General features: G+C 64.2%; 14 protein-coding genes. 6 read left to right on the forward strand and 8 right to left on the reverse strand.

All coding sequences use genetic code 11. The features are described 5' to 3' along the window. Positions 1 to 41: 41 nt before the first annotated feature. On the reverse strand, positions 42 to 1,538 hold the full coding sequence (locus R5R73_RS17900) for an alanine/glycine:cation symporter family protein (RefSeq protein ID WP_071231026.1): 1,497 nt from the start codon (positions 1,536 to 1,538) through the stop codon (positions 42 to 44). Between the two features lie 189 nt (positions 1,539 to 1,727). Here R5R73_RS17900 and R5R73_RS17905 point away from each other — a divergent pair, with 189 nt between their 5' ends. Continuing rightward, positions 1,728 to 2,114 (forward strand): DUF423 domain-containing protein, encoded by a 387-nt coding sequence (locus R5R73_RS17905; RefSeq protein ID WP_322528228.1) that lies wholly within the window; start codon positions 1,728 to 1,730, stop codon positions 2,112 to 2,114. Positions 2,115 to 2,142: 28 nt separating this feature from the next. Here the strand turns inward: R5R73_RS17905 and R5R73_RS17910 are convergent, their stop codons facing one another. Together R5R73_RS17910 and R5R73_RS17915 are read right to left on the reverse strand one after the other, a co-directional pair. Further along, a complete protein-coding gene (locus tag R5R73_RS17910) occupies positions 2,143 to 2,559 on the reverse strand; it encodes a PaaI family thioesterase (protein ID WP_071231028.1) in 417 nt (138 codons plus the stop codon). A 344-nt stretch (positions 2,560 to 2,903) separates the two neighbouring features. Continuing rightward, positions 2,904 to 5,084, reverse strand: coding sequence for a malate synthase G (locus R5R73_RS17915; RefSeq protein ID WP_322528229.1), 2,181 nt, complete (start codon positions 5,082 to 5,084; stop codon positions 2,904 to 2,906). Between the two features lie 222 nt (positions 5,085 to 5,306). On the opposite strand from R5R73_RS17915, the gene R5R73_RS17920 reads away from it, so the two are divergent. The 3 genes from R5R73_RS17920 to R5R73_RS17930 all read left to right on the forward strand — a co-directional run bounded on the left by R5R73_RS17920 (position 5,307) and on the right by R5R73_RS17930 (position 8,034). Then, on the forward strand, positions 5,307 to 6,308 hold the full coding sequence (locus tag R5R73_RS17920; RefSeq protein WP_071231030.1) for an alpha/beta hydrolase: 1,002 nt from the start codon (positions 5,307 to 5,309) through the stop codon (positions 6,306 to 6,308). Continuing rightward, positions 6,305 to 6,826, forward strand: a complete 522-nt coding sequence (locus tag R5R73_RS17925) for a hypothetical protein (protein ID WP_071231031.1) — start codon at positions 6,305 to 6,307, stop codon at positions 6,824 to 6,826. The genes R5R73_RS17920 and R5R73_RS17925 overlap by 4 nt, the downstream gene beginning before the upstream one ends. A 101-nt stretch (positions 6,827 to 6,927) precedes the next feature. Further along, positions 6,928 to 8,034: an aminotransferase class I/II-fold pyridoxal phosphate-dependent enzyme gene (locus tag R5R73_RS17930; protein ID WP_322528230.1), complete on the forward strand. Its 1,107-nt coding sequence runs from the start codon at positions 6,928 to 6,930 to the stop codon at positions 8,032 to 8,034. Positions 8,035 to 8,077: 43 nt separating this feature from the next. Here R5R73_RS17930 and R5R73_RS17935 read toward each other — a convergent pair whose 3' ends face one another. From R5R73_RS17935 to R5R73_RS17955, 5 genes are all read right to left on the reverse strand, one after another. Then, positions 8,078 to 9,139, reverse strand: a complete 1,062-nt coding sequence (locus R5R73_RS17935) for an HlyD family secretion protein (protein WP_322528231.1) — start codon at positions 9,137 to 9,139, stop codon at positions 8,078 to 8,080. A 5-nt stretch (positions 9,140 to 9,144) separates the two neighbouring features. Then, complete coding sequence (locus tag R5R73_RS17940; RefSeq protein WP_322528232.1) at positions 9,145 to 10,692, reverse strand: MFS transporter; 1,548 nt, start codon at positions 10,690 to 10,692, stop codon at positions 9,145 to 9,147. Positions 10,693 to 10,854: 162 nt separating this feature from the next. After that, positions 10,855 to 11,313: a MarR family winged helix-turn-helix transcriptional regulator gene (locus R5R73_RS17945; protein ID WP_071231034.1), complete on the reverse strand. Its 459-nt coding sequence runs from the start codon at positions 11,311 to 11,313 to the stop codon at positions 10,855 to 10,857. 54 nt (positions 11,314 to 11,367) lie between these two features. Next, positions 11,368 to 12,879: a YifB family Mg chelatase-like AAA ATPase gene (locus R5R73_RS17950; RefSeq protein ID WP_322528233.1), complete on the reverse strand. Its 1,512-nt coding sequence runs from the start codon at positions 12,877 to 12,879 to the stop codon at positions 11,368 to 11,370. 199 nt (positions 12,880 to 13,078) lie between these two features. After that, positions 13,079 to 13,405, reverse strand: coding sequence for an accessory factor UbiK family protein (locus R5R73_RS17955; protein WP_087719658.1), 327 nt, complete (start codon positions 13,403 to 13,405; stop codon positions 13,079 to 13,081). Positions 13,406 to 13,698: 293 nt separating this feature from the next. Between R5R73_RS17955 and R5R73_RS17960 the strand changes: the two genes are divergently transcribed. Then, positions 13,699 to 14,037 carry a P-II family nitrogen regulator gene (locus R5R73_RS17960; protein ID WP_071231037.1) on the forward strand — a complete coding sequence of 113 codons (339 nt, stop codon included), beginning with the start codon at positions 13,699 to 13,701 and terminating at the stop codon, positions 14,035 to 14,037. Positions 14,038 to 14,062: 25 nt separating this feature from the next. Then, complete coding sequence (locus R5R73_RS17965; RefSeq protein ID WP_322528234.1) at positions 14,063 to 15,313, forward strand: ammonium transporter; 1,251 nt, start codon at positions 14,063 to 14,065, stop codon at positions 15,311 to 15,313. The last annotated feature ends 146 nt before the right edge of the window (positions 15,314 to 15,459 follow it).

Consider the following 15,459-nt stretch of genomic DNA (forward strand, 5'->3'; position numbering starts at 1 on the left):
GAGGCGCATTGTAGCGCCTCGAGGAGAAGCAGGCATCCCGGTCAGGCGTCGCGCGCGACTCGGTCGGTGCTTTCGCGTGCAGGCCAGACGTCGGCGTCGACCTGTTCGGGGCGCTTCAGCACCTGCTTGGGATCGAACGTCGGCTCATGCACGCCCGCCTTGCGCTGACGCTCGTAATCCTTGAGCACGCGCAGCGCGATCGGGCACAGCAGCAGAATCGCGATGAGGTTGGTCGTGGCCATCAGCCCCATGGCGAGATCGGCGAAATCCCACACGAACTGCAGCTGCGCCACGGAACCGATCATCACCATCGCCAGCACCGCAATTCGCAGGACCGAGACGGCGGCCTTGGCACGGCCCCGGAACAGATATTCGATATTGATCTGCGAGTAGGAAAAGTTGGCGATGATCGAGGTGAACGCGAACAGGAAGATGGCGATCGCGATGAAGATCTCGCCGAAGCTGCCAAGGTGATCGACCATCGCGTCCTGGGTCAACTGGATGCCGACGATGTCCTGGCCCGGCGAGGTGCTCATCAGGCGCTCGTAGACGCCGGAGAGCAGAATCACCACCGCCGTGCAGCTGCAGATCACCAGGGTATCGATGAATACGCCGAAGGACTGCACCAGCCCCTGCGCCGCCGGATGCTTGACGTCGGCCTGGGCGGCGGCGTTGGGCGCCGAGCCCATGCCCGCCTCGTTGGAGAACAGGCCACGCTTGATGCCGTTTTCCATCGCGATCTTGATGGTGTAGCCGACAGCGCCGCCCACTGCCGGGCCATAGCCGAAGGCGCTCTTGACGATCAGTTCCAGCATGGCGGGCACTTCGCCGATGTTCACCACCAGCACGTACAGCGCCACCAGGAAGTACCCGATGGCCATGATCGGCACGATCTTCTCGGCGGTGCGCGCCACGGACTTGAGCCCGCCGTAGATCACCAGCGCAGTGATGATCACCAGCGCGACGCCGGTCACCCAGTTGGGGATCGAGAATGCCTGGGACAGGCCCTGCGCGATGGTGTTGGACTGCGCGCCGTTGAAGGCCAGGCCATAGGCGATCAGCAGGAAGATCGCGAACAGCACGCTCATCCAGCGCTGCCCCAGCGCCCGTTCGATGTAGTAAGCGGGGCCGCCGCGGAAGACGCCGTCCTCGTTGCGCTTCTTGTAGGTCTGGGCCAGCGTCGACTCGATGAACGAGGTCGCGAAGCCGACCAGTGCCGTCATCCACATCCAGAAGATCGCCCCGGGACCGCCAACCCACAGTGCGATCGCCACGCCTGCCAGATTACCGGTGCCGACCCGGGCCGCCAGCGAGGTCGCGAAGGCCTGAAAGCCGCTGACGCCACTGCCGGAACCGCGGCTGTTGAAGGTGACGCGAGCCATGTGACCGAACAGCCGGAACTGCATGAAGCGCGTGAGCACAGTGAACAGAAGCCCGGCACCCAGCAGCAGATAAAGCAGAATATAGGTCCAGACGAATTCGCTGATCGGAGTCATGATCGCGTAGACCGCGTCGTGAAGCGTGTTGATGAATTCCATTTCGGAGATCCTTATGGATAACGATGATGTCGCAAGCGCTGCAGGGCGGCTGCCGAGGCGGCTTTTTACGCGCTAGACTAGCGGGCGTCAATTCTGCGGCTGAGGCCCCTAGGGATGGCTGACGCTTCACGCACGGCCGCGCCGGACGCCAACATCCCTAAAGCATAGTCGCCACCAAGGAGTCGCAACATGCATCAAAAGTGGGCATGGAGTTTCGCTGCCTTGAGCGGCTTCATCGTCGTCGCCGCTGGCGCCTTTGGCGCACATGCGCTGAGCAATACGCTCTCTCCGCGCAATCTCGAAGTCTTCCATACCGCCGTACGCTACCAGGCCTGGCACACGCTGGCCGTCATGGCCGTTCTCGCCTGGCAGGGGCAACGCGCCCTGCGAGGGCAGATGCTGGCCGTCGGACTCTGGTTCGCGGGAATGGTGCTGTTCAGCGGCTCGCTCTATGCGCTCGTGCTCAGCGGCACGAAACCGCTGGGAATCGTCACGCCCTTCGGCGGTTTGCTATTGATGGCGGGCTGGCTGGTGCTGGCGTGGAGCGCCTGGCGTCAGCGACCGGCTACGGCGTAGATCGAGGCGTCTTCCATGGGCCAGCGCTTCAATCATCCCGATCCGGCAGCACGTAGGTCGCGGTGACCAGCGCCACGGGCTCGTCGTCGCCGGTGGAAAAGAGCTGGACCTCGCCTACCGCGAGGCGCTGGCCGAGCTTGAGAATGCGTGCGTTGGCGATCAGATCCCGGTCGCTGCGCGCACGCCGCAGAAAATGGCAGTTGAGATTGCTGGTCACCGCCATCGCCTCCGGCCCGATCTGGGCCAGAATCGCCACATAGAGACAGACATCGGCCAGATTGACCATCGACGGACCGGAAACACAGGCGCCGGGGCGCAGATGCTCGTCCTCGATCGCCAGGCTCATGGTCGCCCGCATGTGATCCACGGCCTCGATAGTGCCCTGACGCTGGGGAAAGACGTCATCGAGGAAATCCTCGATTTCGGCGGCGGTCATTACGGTCATCGGACTCTCCCTGGACGGCGGCGCGACAGGCGGCACAGGATTCGACGGGGAAACAGCGCTGCCGTCAAGATAGCGCAAGCCACCAGCGAGTCACAGAGGGAAAACTGCGAGCCGCGAGCCGCGAGCCGCGAGCCGCGAGCCGCGAGCCGCGAGCCGCGAGCCGCGAAAGTCAGCATGTGCTTGTAGCGAAGGAAAGGACCAGCGACATCAGTCGCTGGCCCAGTTGCTGTTTAACGCCCCGAAGCCGGCGCAGTCGTAACCCGTAGCTCGTAACCCGTAGCTCGTAGCTCGTAGCTCGTAGCTCGTAGCTCGTAGCTCGTAGCTCGTAGCTCGTAGCTCGAAGTCTAGTGTTTCGCCTTATCCACGGCGCGCCAGTGGTGCAGCAACGGCTCGGTGTAGCCGGAGGGCTGCTCGCGTCCCTTGAAGATCAGGTCCGAAGCGGCCTGGAAGGCGGTGGAGTCGGCCAGATGCGAAGTCATCGGCGTGTAGCCCGGGTCGCCGGCGTTTTGTTCGTCCACCACCTTGGCCATGCGCTCCAGCGTCTCGCGCACCTGCGCTTCATCGACGATGCCGTGGTGCAGCCAGTTGGCGATGTGCTGGCTGGAGATACGCAGCGTGGCGCGGTCTTCCATCAGTCCGACGTCGTGGATATCCGGCACCTTGGAACAGCCGACGCCATGTTCGACCCAGCGCACCACGTAGCCGAGAATGCCCTGACAGTTGTTGTCGAGCTCCTGCTGGATCTCGTCGGCGCTCCAGGCGGCCTTGGGATCGACCGGCACGGTCAGCAGGTCATCGAGCAGGTCGGTTTCACCCTGTGCCTCCAGGTCGCGCTGAATCGCCCCCACATCGATCTGGTGATAGTGCAGCGCGTGCAGTACCGCCGCCGTCGGTGACGGCACCCAGGCGGTATTGGCGCCGGCCTTGGGGTGCCCCACTTTCTGCTCGAGCATCGCCGCCATCAGATCCGGCATTGCCCACATGCCCTTGCCGATCTGCGCCCTTCCGCGCAGGCCGCAGGCCAGCCCGATCTGCACATTGCTGCGCTCGTAGGCGGCGATCCACTTGCTGCCTTTCATGTCGCCCTTGCGCAGCATCGGTCCCGCGTTCATGGCGGTATGCATCTCGTCGCCGGTGCGATCGAGGAAGCCAGTATTGATGAAGGCGACCCGCGAGGAGGCCGCGTCGATGCAGGCCTTGAGGTTGACCGAGGTGCGGCGCTCCTCGTCCATGATACCCATCTTCAACGTGTCCGCAGGCAGCCCGAGCAGTTGCTCGACACGCCCGAACAGCTCGTCGGCAAAGGCGACTTCCTTGGGGCCGTGCATCTTGGGCTTGACGATATAGAGCGATCCGGCACGCGAGTTGCCGCGCTCCTGCTTCAGATCATGCAGGCCGATCAGCGAGGTCATCACCGCATCCAGAATGCCCTCGGGAATCTCGTTGCCCTCGCCGTCGAGAATGGCCGGCGTGGTCATCAGGTGGCCGACGTTGCGCACGAACATCAGCGAGCGGCCCGGCAGCGTCAGCGAGCCACCGTCCGGCAGAGTGTAGTCGCGATCCGGATTGAGGCGCCGGGTGACGGTCTTGCCGCCCTTCTCGAAGCGCTCCTCGAGATCGCCCTTCATCAGGCCGAGCCAGTTGCGATAGACCAGCGTCTTGTCTTCGGCATCGACGGCGGCGACGGAGTCCTCGCAATCCATGATCGTGGTGACTGCCGCTTCGACCAGCAGATCCTTGACGTGCGCCGGATCCGTCTTGCCGATCGGATGCTCGGTATCGATCTGGATCTCGAGATGCAGGCCATGGTTGGAGAGCAGGATCGCCTCGGGCGATGCCGCGTCGCCGCGGAAGCCGACGAACTGGCCGGGATTCTTCAGGCCGGTGTCGCGCCCGCCTTCGAGCGTGACCGACAGCCGGTTGTCGCGAACGGCATAGCGAACCGCTTCCCGATGCGACCCGGTGGCCAGCGGTGCCGCCATATCGAGCACGTTGCGCGCATAGTCGATCACCTTGGCGCCCCGCTTGGGGTTGTAGCCGCTCCCCTTCTCGGCGCCATCGGCCTCGTCGATCGCATCGGTCCCGTAGAGCGCATCGTAGAGGCTGCCCCAACGCGCATTGGCCGCGTTGAGTGCATAACGCGCGTTGTTGACCGGAACCACCAGCTGCGGCCCGGCCTGACGCGCGATCTCGGCGTCGACGTTGGTCGTGGTGGCCTGCACGTTGGCCGGCGCCTCGACCAGATAACCGATCTCCTTCAAAAAGGCGCGGTAGGCCGACATGTCCTTGATCTCGCCCGGGTTGGCCCGGTGCCATTCATCGAGCCTGGCCTGAAGACGATCCCGCTCGGCCAGTAGTTCCCGATTGCGGGGAGCCAGGTCGTGAACCAGCGCATCGAAGCCGGCCCAGAACGACTCGGCCTCGACACCGGTGCCCGGCAGGACTTCGTCGATGATGAAGCGCTCGAGCTCGGCGGCTACCTGTAGCCGGTGATGAGTGGTACGTTTTGTCGTATCGGATGTCATGTCAGCCTCCAGATCGGCAGTCGCCCGAGCCATGGCCGTCGCTCCGCGACGCCATCGAGCCCGAAAGACCGTTTGTGGAAAATATTTCCATAACCGTTCGACATCATAATCAGCCCGGCGGGCGTTGTCTCCTTCGACCTTCGTTACCACTATCCGTTCAGGCCTGCATCATGGCCTCGACAGCGCACGGCGAGTAGCATAGGCGGACCAGGAGACACACGCATGCTCGACTTTTCGCCACTGAAGACCGTTGGCACCGTCCGCCATATCGAAGCGCCCACCGATTCGCCGCTGGCGAGCTATCTCGATCACTACCAGCTGGCAGCGTTACTGCAGGCCAACGAAGACATCCGGCTTCATGCCGGCTTTCTGCAGGCCGAGGGAGAGGGAGGCAGAACCTTCGAACTGTGGACTCAGGTATGGGCCCCGCCCGCGCCTCGCGGAACGATCTTCGTGGTTCACGGTTACTTCGATCATCTCGGCCTTTATGGCCATCTGCTCGAGCGCCTGCTGGCACAGGACTGGCAGGTCGTGATGTGGGATCTGCCCGGACACGGGCTCTCCAGCGGCGCCCGCGCGACCATTGATGACTTTACCGATTACGTGAAGTGCTTCAACCATATCGAACGGCAGATAGCGGATCTCTCTCTCGCCCCGGGGCCGTGGCTGGCGATCGGCCAGAGTACCGGCGCCTCGATCGTGGCCACCGATGCGCTGGCTCGCGGTGAACAGGCGCCCTGGCAAGGCCTGGTACTGCTGGCGCCGCTGGTCCGCCCCTGGGGCTGGAACCAGTCGCGCTGGCTCCACCGTATCGCCAGCCCCTTCGTGGATACCATCCCCCGCAAGTATCGCGCCAATACCACCAACCTCGATTTCGCCGATTTCCTGCGTCTTCACGACCCGCTGCAGGACGATCACCTGGCCTTGACCTGGGTCACCGCGATGCGCCGCTGGATGCCGACATTGCTCAAGCGCCCGCCCAGCGAGCTGCCCGTGCTGATTCTGCAGGGGGAGCAGGATCTGACCGTCGACTGGAGCTGGAACCTGAAGGCACTGCGCAGGAAGTTTCCGCAGGCCCAGGTGGTGCGCCACCCCGAGGCACGGCACCACCTGGTCAACGAGGCGGAGCCGATTCGCCACGTCCTGTTCGCGGCGCTCGACGATTTCCTGATGCGCTTCGCCGCGACGCACCCGCCCGCTCCCCTGACCAAGTCGGTGCCATGAAGTCGCTGTTCGACACGATCCTGCTCGGTGCGCTGCTGGTCATGCTCGGCGGCTGCGCGGGGCTGGCCCCGGGCCCGCCGGACGCTCGCGAAGCGCTGCGGGGGCTGGCGGACAACGCGGCGCACGGGCTGCTCGAAGACCCGCCCTGGGCGCCCGCCGACCCTGCTGCCGTCACCATTCTGCTGCAGCCGGCGGAGGTCGACGCCACCTTGCCGATCACGCCCGATGCGCTCAACGAAGCGTTGGCACGCGGGCTGCTGAGCCAGGAAAATTCCCCCCATGTCCTGGACTGGATGCCCGCCTCGATGTCGCGGAGCAGCAGCGAACAGTGGCTGCTGCAGGCTCGCCTGAGCGCCGAGGCGCCGCCACTGCGCTTGAGCGATCGCGTCCTGCAGCCCTATCGGCTGCGGTTCGACCTCTCCCGGCCGGGGAAAGAGCGCTCCCACTGGCAGTGGCAAGCCAGCGGTGCGGTGGATCTCGATGCGCTGCCGGCGACCGAATCCACGCCGGCGCCGTGAGCCTCGCCGGCAATCACCCGCTATCCTTGTCCGCCATCGCCAACTGTTACGCTCGACCACGACCACCCTTCACATCGCCAACGTTCATGACCGAGATGCCCATGTCACGCTTTGCTCGTCACCTCGTCGACCAGGACGGTCCCCACAACCCGTTCCCCGGGCTGCAGGCGCTGGAACGCCGCCTGGGTCATTCCCTCCCCCACCGCATCGGCTCCAACGAGGGGCTCGATATGCCCCACCGCGCACTGACGGCGCGATTCGGCAGCGAGTTCGCCGATCTCGCCCGCACCTACGGCGACGCCGAAGCGTGGCAGGTTCGCCGGCTGCTGGCCGAAAGCCTGGCGCTGCCGGAAGACGCTCTGCTGGTGGATGCGGGCGCGGACAGCCTGATGGCGCTGACGCTGCGCGCCCTGTGCGAACCGGGCGACACGGTCATCACCAGCGCGGGCACCTATCCGACCTGGAGCTACTTCGTACACGGACAGGACTGTCGTCAGGTGGAAATCGAGTACGCGACCGGCCCGGGGTATCTGGCGCCGGATCTCGGCGCGCTGGCAGCCGCGGCCAATCGCGAGAACGCCCGCGTCGTCTATCTCGCCAACCCGGACAACCCGAGCGGCCACCTCCACAGCGACGCCGACGTGATGACGCTGCGCGAGAGCCTTCCCGACGACTGCACGCTGGTGCTGGACGAGGCCTACCATGACTTCCGCGACGATGCGTGGTCGCCGGCCGCCAACGCGGTATGGCCCGGCGTGATCCGGCTCCGTACCTTTTCCAAGGCTCACGGGCTCGCCGGTCTGCGCGTGGGTTATGCCATCGCCACGCCGGAAACCCACGCCATGCTGTCGAAGGTGAGGATTCACTACGCCGTATCCTCGCTGGCGCTGGCGGCCGCGGAAACCGTGCTGCTGCATCCTGACGAAACTCGCGAACACGTGGCGGCGGTGGTGAACCGGCGCAAGGCGCTAAGCCAGTGGCTGCGCGAGCGCGGCGCCGAGGCGCTGCCCAGCACGACCAATTTCGTCGCGCTGCGACTGAACGACGCCGAACAGGCCCAGGCGGTCCACCAGCGGTTGCTGGCGGAGGGCACGCTGATTCATCGGCCGGCACACCCGGCGCTGGGCCACGTGCTGCGTATCAGCGCGCTCGACGACGCGCTGGTGCCGGGACGGCTGGATGCGCTCGCCGCGGCGCTGGGGCGTTGAGACGGCTGGCGGCGATGGTGCCAGACTTCGACAGTCCGCGAGCTCAGTCGGCCACGGTGTGGATTTCGGTTTCCACCGAGAGCCCGACCTTGAGGCGGTCGAGTCCGGGCTGACCGGGGTCGAGCGCGATCTTGATCGGCAGGCGCTGAACGATCTTGGTGAAATTACCGGCGGCGTCGTTGCTCGACACCGGCGAGAAAGTCATACCGGTAGCCGGCGACAAGCTCCTGACATGCCCCTTCAGCGTCAGTTCGGGATAGGCATCGACCGAGACGGTCACCGGCTGGCCGACGCGCACCTGGGTGATGTCGACTTCCCGGTAATAGGCCGTGACGTAGATCGCCTGCACCGGCACGATCGCCATCAGCGCGGTGCCGGCATCCACCCAGGCGCCGACACGCGCCGACTGCTCGGCTACCACGCCATCGACCGGTGCCTTCAACTGAGCGTAGGAGAGCGCCAATCGAGCTTGCTCCCGTTGCGCCTTGGCCTGCGCAAGCTGTGCTTCGATGCTCTCTCTTTGCGCCTTCAGCACCTCTGTTTGCTGTCGCACGCTATCGAGATTGGCCTGATCCGCGTCACGCTGAGCGTTCAGCGCCTCCGCTTTCGAGGCCGCCTGTTGCGCGCTCTGCTCGGAACCGTTGCCGTTGCGACGCAGCTGCCGGTAGCGCTCGGCATCGAGCCGGGCATAGTTGGCGTTGGCGACGTCACCGGCAACCACGGCCTGAGCATTGCGCACCAGCGCCGGCTGCCTGGCGATCTCGGCCTCGATCTCCGCCAGCGACGCCTGGGCGGATGCCACCTGCGCCTCGGCTGCATCGACGGCCGCCTGATAGTCGCGCGGATCGACATCGACCAGTGTGTCGCCGCGCTGAACGTAGTCATGATCTTCGACATGCACGGCAACCAGATTCCCGGAGACACGCGGCGCGATCACCGTGTAGTCGGCATCCAGCTTGGCGTCGTTGGTCCAGGCCACGGCATCGTCACCCCAGCTGATCCACGCCAGATACGCTACCGCCAGCACGGCGCATGACAGCAGAACGCCGGCAACGACCTTCGGTTTACGGGAGCGGGGTTGAACTTCATCGGGATTGGGGTTCATGGCGGTCATATCGGCTTGGGTCGGTTGAATCGCGGCGCAAAGGTGCGCTTGGGCAGCAGGCAGAACGGCAACAGCAGTAGCGCTATCAGCGCCAGCAGACGCCAGGTGTCGGCGTAGGCGAGCGCCGCCGCCTTGGTTTCGACCTGCTCATAGAGTTGCAGCAGGGCATCACTGGATGGCGTGGCACCAGACCAGCTCAAGGCTTCGCGGCTATGCCCGGTCAATGATGCCGAGTTCGCCAGAGCGAACCGCATGGCGCCGATGCGCTCCATGAGGCCATGCACGTGGCGATCGATCGCCAGCGCCAGGTAGTGGCCGATGAGGCCACTGGCCATGGGTCCCGCCAGCGCTCGTGAGGTGTTGATCGTGGCCGAGGCGAACGGCCCTTCCATCGGATCGACGACGGCAGTCGCGGTCATCAGCAGGCCGACCACGACCATCGATTGCCCCACTGCCGCCATCACCTGGGAGAGATAGAACTGATCGCGTATCCAGTCGGTGGTGACGTAACTGTTCGACCAGCTCGCCGCGGCCATCAGCACGAGCCCCAGCGCCATGATCCAGCGACCATCGACGCGTTCGAAGTTCAGCACATAGGCGGTCAGCGGCAGCATCAGCAGCGAAGGCAAGGCGAGCGCAAGCGTCACCGGCAGGCTCTGAAGCGGACGATAACCCTGCACGTCGGCCAGAAACTCCACGGGCAGCGATGCGCTGGAGGCGCCGAGGGCGATCACGCCCATCAGCATGAAGACGCCGAAGCCGAAGTTGACGCGTAGTACCAGCTGCGGCCGAATCAGCGGATTCGCGCCGAAGCTGCAGCGCACCAGAAACAGGGGCAGCAATAGAAGAGACGCCAACCCCAGAGCGCGGATCAGGGATGAATTGAACCAGTCAAGCCGCTCTCCCTGAGTGAACAGGATGACGACGGAAGCGCATAGCCCCCATCCCAGTAGCCAGCCCAGCCAGTCGAAATGCCGCCATCGCTCCTGGCGAACCGGATCCTGGGGAAGACCATAGAGAATCAGGGCGGCGGCGACCGCGCAAACCGGTATCACTGCCCAGAACACGAACGTGATACCGAGGCCATGGTTGGCCCAGACCACCACCGGCGTGGCGATATTCGGCGCGAAGGTCGCCGTCAGCCCGTAAGCCGCAAGACCGAACAGTTTGATCGGCGCGGTCAGGAAGCGAAGGGCCACAGCCATCAGCAGCGGAATCAGAAAGCCATTGGTCAGTCCCTGGAGCCAACGCAGGCCGAGCAGCAGCGCGCGTGATTCGGTCAACGTACAGGCCAGTCCGAGGAATGCCAGCGCAAGCACTGCTGCCGTCGCGAACCGGCGCATCGAGTAGGTGATCGCCAGCCATGGCGCCACGAGCATGCCCATGGCGGCGCCGGTCGCATAGAGCGTCGTGAACCAGCTGCCCTGATCGACACTGAAACCGAGCGCACCGCGGATGTCCGCAAGGGCAAGCGATGTCGCCTCCTGGTTGATATCCGCGCCAATGCAGGCCAGCAGCATGCCCACCAGGCCTAGGATCAATCGCAGGGACATAAAACTCTCTGACCGCGTAGATATTGGTGATCAGACCTTCGAGAGCATGCAGTGCGGCTCGGGCCTTGGAAGGTGGGAAACCTACGGCGTGAAGTTGATCTTGTCAACTTTAAGCCGTGGTATCAATGCCTGGAATCTCGGTGACGCCCGAGGTGCGGCGCGCTATTCGCGGGGTTCTTGGCCAGATGGCGTTTCTTCGGTCCGGCCGACGTTATGGATGATTCGCCTCAGGAAGGCTTCGAGCTGATGGGCCTCCTGCTCGCTGAACCCTTCCAGCGCCGCCTCGGCCAGCGTCAGACGCACCTGCTCGAGCCGCTGAAAGTAAGCTTCCCCTTCCGGCGTCATTTCCGCCTGGACGATGCGTTTGGGCGTCGAGCGGCCACAGCGTCGAATGAGTCCCTGCTGTTCCAACGCCTTGAAGGCACGGGCCACCTGCCCCTTGTCGCGCCCGAACTGCTGCATCAACTGCTGCTGCTTCTGATCGGGAAAGCGCCCTACGAACGACAGCACGCGTTGCTGAAACGGCTGCAGCGTCATCCCCTCCCGGCGAGCCATTTCCTGCAGCCGACCACGGCTGACGAAGCTGAGTTCTCCCAGCGTGTCGAGGATCTGGCGCTTCATTTGATATCCCCTGCGTTGTTCATCGATGCTCGCTGCCCCGCATTTCGGGTCGGCTCAAGGCCTGTCGCCGCCCAGCATTCGATCCAGTTGACGGTAACCAATCGCTTCCATCAGCTGCGCCTTGCCGACCCGGGACTCTTCGGCCAGATCCGCCAGCGTCAGCGCCACGCGCAGCACGCGATGGTAGGCCCGAGCCGAGAGGTTGAGGCGGTCCAGCACGCTGGCGAACCACTGACGTTCATCCGAGGATAGCGCGCATGCCGCTTCCAGCTCGGGGCCCGGCAGATGGGCATTGAGTGATCCTCGCGCCTGCTGGCGCTCGCGGGCGGCAAGCACCCGCTCCATCACGCTGGCGGAAGACTCGCCGGGCGTCTGGTCGGTGAGCTGCGTCGCGGGTAGCGCCGGCACTTCGACCTGCAGATCGATGCGATCCAGCAGCGGCCCGGATAGCCGCGACTGGTAGCGCTGGATCTGCGCCGGGCTGCAGTGGCAGCGCTGACGCGGATCCCCGAGATGGCCGCAGGGGCACGGGTTCATCGCGGCAACGAGCTGGAATCGGGCCGGAAAGCGGCGCTGATGATTGGCCCGCGAGATCAGGATCTGGGCGGATTCCATCGGCTCCCGCAGGACCTCCAGCACATGACGGTCGAACTCCGGCAGTTCGTCCAGGAACAACACGCCCTGGTGCGCCAGCGATATTTCGCCGGGCCGCGGCCGTGAACCCCCGCCCACCAGTGCGACACTGCTCGAGGTGTGGTGCGGGTTGCGAAACGGCCGCTGCCCCCAGCGCTCCATGATCGGCAGACCGCAGACCGAGCGCACGGCCGCGACCTCGAGCGATTCGTCCTGGGTCAGTGGCGGCAGGATCCCGGCCAGGCGGCTCGCCAGCATGGTCTTGCCGGTGCCGGGCGGCCCCGCCAGCAGCAGGTTGTGCCCACCCGCTGCCGCGACTTCCAGCGCTCGGCGCGCCTGATGCTGACCTTTGACGTCCGCCATGTCGGGCTGCGCCACGCGAGCGCGAATTGGCGCGCCAAATTGGTGCGGGGTGAGTTTCTCGCGACCCAACAAATGACCCACCACCTCGAGAATGTGCCCTGCCGCGAAGACTTCGACGCCATCGGCCAGCGCGGCTTCGTCGGCATTGGCGAGCGGAACGATAAGGCCGCGTCCTGCCCGGCGCGCCGCCAGCGCCGTGGGCAGAACACCGGTAACGGGACGTAGCGCCCCGTCCAGCGCCAGTTCGCCGACGACCTCGAGTTTCTCGGCCGCTTCGACAGGGACCTGGCCCGATGCCATCAGGATGCCAAGTGCAATGGGCAGGTCGAAACGCCCGCCATCCTTGGGCAAGTCCGCAGGCGCCAGGTTGAGCGTGATACGGCGGGAGGGGAATTCGAACCCGGCATTGATGAGCGCACTGCGAACCCGCTCGCGACTCTCCTTGACCGCCGTCTCCGGCAGCCCGACCAGCGTCAGCCCCGGCAGGCCGTTACTGAGATGCACTTCGATCAGGACTTCCGGGGCCTCGAGCCCGAGGCTGGCGCGGGCGCGCACGATGGCAAGGGTCATGTCGTCTCCCAGGTCGGCACCTGGGCTGTCGCCGCAGGCCAATAGCATGCCAGAGCGGCATGCCCTTCAGCCTATACAACTACATTCTGTTACGCGTTATCGCAACCGTTGGTAACGACAGGAAGCGGATATGTCGCAATACGGGGTTCGACGGGAGCCAGCCATCCGGAAGATAGGCCCCGATAGGGACTCGTTTCGATCAGGGCTTCGTGCCATCCGCGCTGCCATCCACGTCATCGGCGGGCGGCGCATGGGGCTCGATCTTGGGCTGGGACGCCTGCTCGCTCTGGAGCGTGTTTTCCAGCGCGGCGACCTGCTCCTCCAGCGCCTCGACGCGCTCCCGCGTGCGCTGCAGGACTTCCATCATGATGTCGAAATCTTCCCGGGAGACGATTTCCATGCGCTCCAGCGCTCCGCGCAACACGCCCTGCACGTTACGCTGGATATCCCCCGGCGCCTGAGACGCGCCATGCAACCTGTCACCCAGTTGTCTGGTCAAGCGTTCGAATCGATCCTGTGCCGACATGACGTTCTCTCCTTGCTGCCTGGTGCGTTGATAACCCGGGCCTTGATGATAGTGCCTTGATGGCTGGCCATTCAGCATACGCAAAGTCGCGCCATCTCGCTTGCGCACAAAAGGTGCAGACGCAAAACCCGAATGCATTTCTTTGGTGCATTTGCCTTGGACGCCAGAGACGAATTGGCACGACGAACCGCCCAATACTTCCTTAAACCATTGATTTTTAAATAATCTTGCGCGAGTGGCATGTGTTCTGCCTGTAACCTGAAGGCGCAAGCCGACTACGGGAGAGATAAGGGATGAAACTCATCACCGCCATCATTAAACCCTTCAAGCTCGACGATGTGCGTGAAGCACTGGCCGACAACGGCGTGCAGGGCATCACCGTCACAGAAGTGAAAGGGTTTGGTCGTCAGAAAGGCCATACCGAGCTGTACCGCGGCGCGGAGTATGTCGTCGACTTCCTGCCGAAGGTGAAGGTCGAAGTCGCTGTCGAAGACGATCGTGTCGATGGTGTGCTGGATTCGATCCGCAATGCCGCCAACAGCGGCAAGATCGGCGACGGCAAGTTGTTCGTCACGCCACTCGAAGATGTGATCCGGATTCGCACCGGGGAACGCGGGGCCGACGCCGTTTGACGGCGCGGAACGAGGAGACAAAAGAATGAATGATCAAGTAGTTCAACTTTCCTATGCGCTCGACACCTTCTACTTTCTGGTGACGGGTGCGCTGGTGATGTGGATGGCGGCCGGTTTCGCCATGCTCGAGGCGGGCCTGGTACGCGCCAAGAACACCACCGAAATCCTGACCAAGAACGTTGTCCTCTACGCCATTGCCTGCACCATGTATCTGCTGGTCGGCTACCACATCATGTACTCCAGCGAGAGCGGCGGTTTCTTCCCGAACCTCGGCTTCCTGATCGGTGCAGAAAACAGCGTCGACGATGTGATGTCCAGCGGTGGCGATGTCTACTACTCTGCGCGTTCCGATTTCTTCTTCCAGGTCGTCTTCGTCGCTACGGCCATGTCGATCGTTTCCGGTGCCGTTGCCGAGCGCATGAAGCTGTGGGCGTTCATGCTCTTTGCCGTCGTCATGACCGGCTTCATCTACCCGATCCAGGGCTACTGGAAATGGGGCGGCGGTTTCCTCGACGCAGCAGGCTTCCAGGATTTCGCCGGTTCCGGCGTCGTCCACCTGTGTGGCGCGACTGCCGCTCTGGCAGGGGTTCTGCTGCTGGGCGCACGCAAGGGCAAGTACGGCAAGAACGGCGCGATCTACGCCATTCCGGGCTCCAACCTGCCGCTGGCCACGCTGGGCACCTTCATTCTCTGGCTGGGCTGGTTCGGCTTCAACGGTGGCTCCGAGCTGATGGTTTCCAATATCGATGAAGCCAACGCCGTCGCTCAGGTCTTCGTCAATACCAACGCAGCCGCAGCCGGCGGTGTCATCGCCGCGATCATCCTGGCCAAGCTCTGGTTCCGCAAGGCGGACCTGACCATGGCATTGAACGGCGCCCTGGCTGGCCTGGTCGCCATCACTGCCGAGCCGCTGGCCCCGACCGCTCTTGGCGCCACGCTGATCGGCGCAGTGGGCGGCCTGCTCGTGGTCATCGCCATCGTGACCCTCGACAAGGTCAAGGTCGACGACCCGGTCGGTGCGATCTCCGTCCACGGTGTGGTTGGCATCTGGGGCCTGATCGCCGTTCCCCTCTCCAACGGTGACGCCACCTTCGGTGCACAGCTGCTGGGTATCGTGACCATCTTCGCCTGGACCTTCATCGCCAGCCTTATCGTCTGGGGCATCATCAAGGCGGTCATGGGCATCCGGGTCTCCGAAGAGGAAGAATACGAAGGCGTCGACATCGCGGAATGCGGTATGGAGGCCTATCCTGAATTCAACGTCGGCAAGAAGTAAGCCGATACACCGAGTGAGCTGGCGTGCTCCCCTGGCCCCCTTCGGGGGGCCTTTTTTAATTCCCGCGATCAGCGGTGTATGCTTAAACTAATAGTTGCCGGGCCATTTACAATGGCTACTTACAGACTTGAGCGCACATCATTCGT

It is taken from the genome of Salinicola sp. LHM (assembly GCF_034479735.1).
GTDB classification, from domain to species: domain Bacteria; phylum Pseudomonadota; class Gammaproteobacteria; order Pseudomonadales; family Halomonadaceae; genus Salinicola; species Salinicola salarius.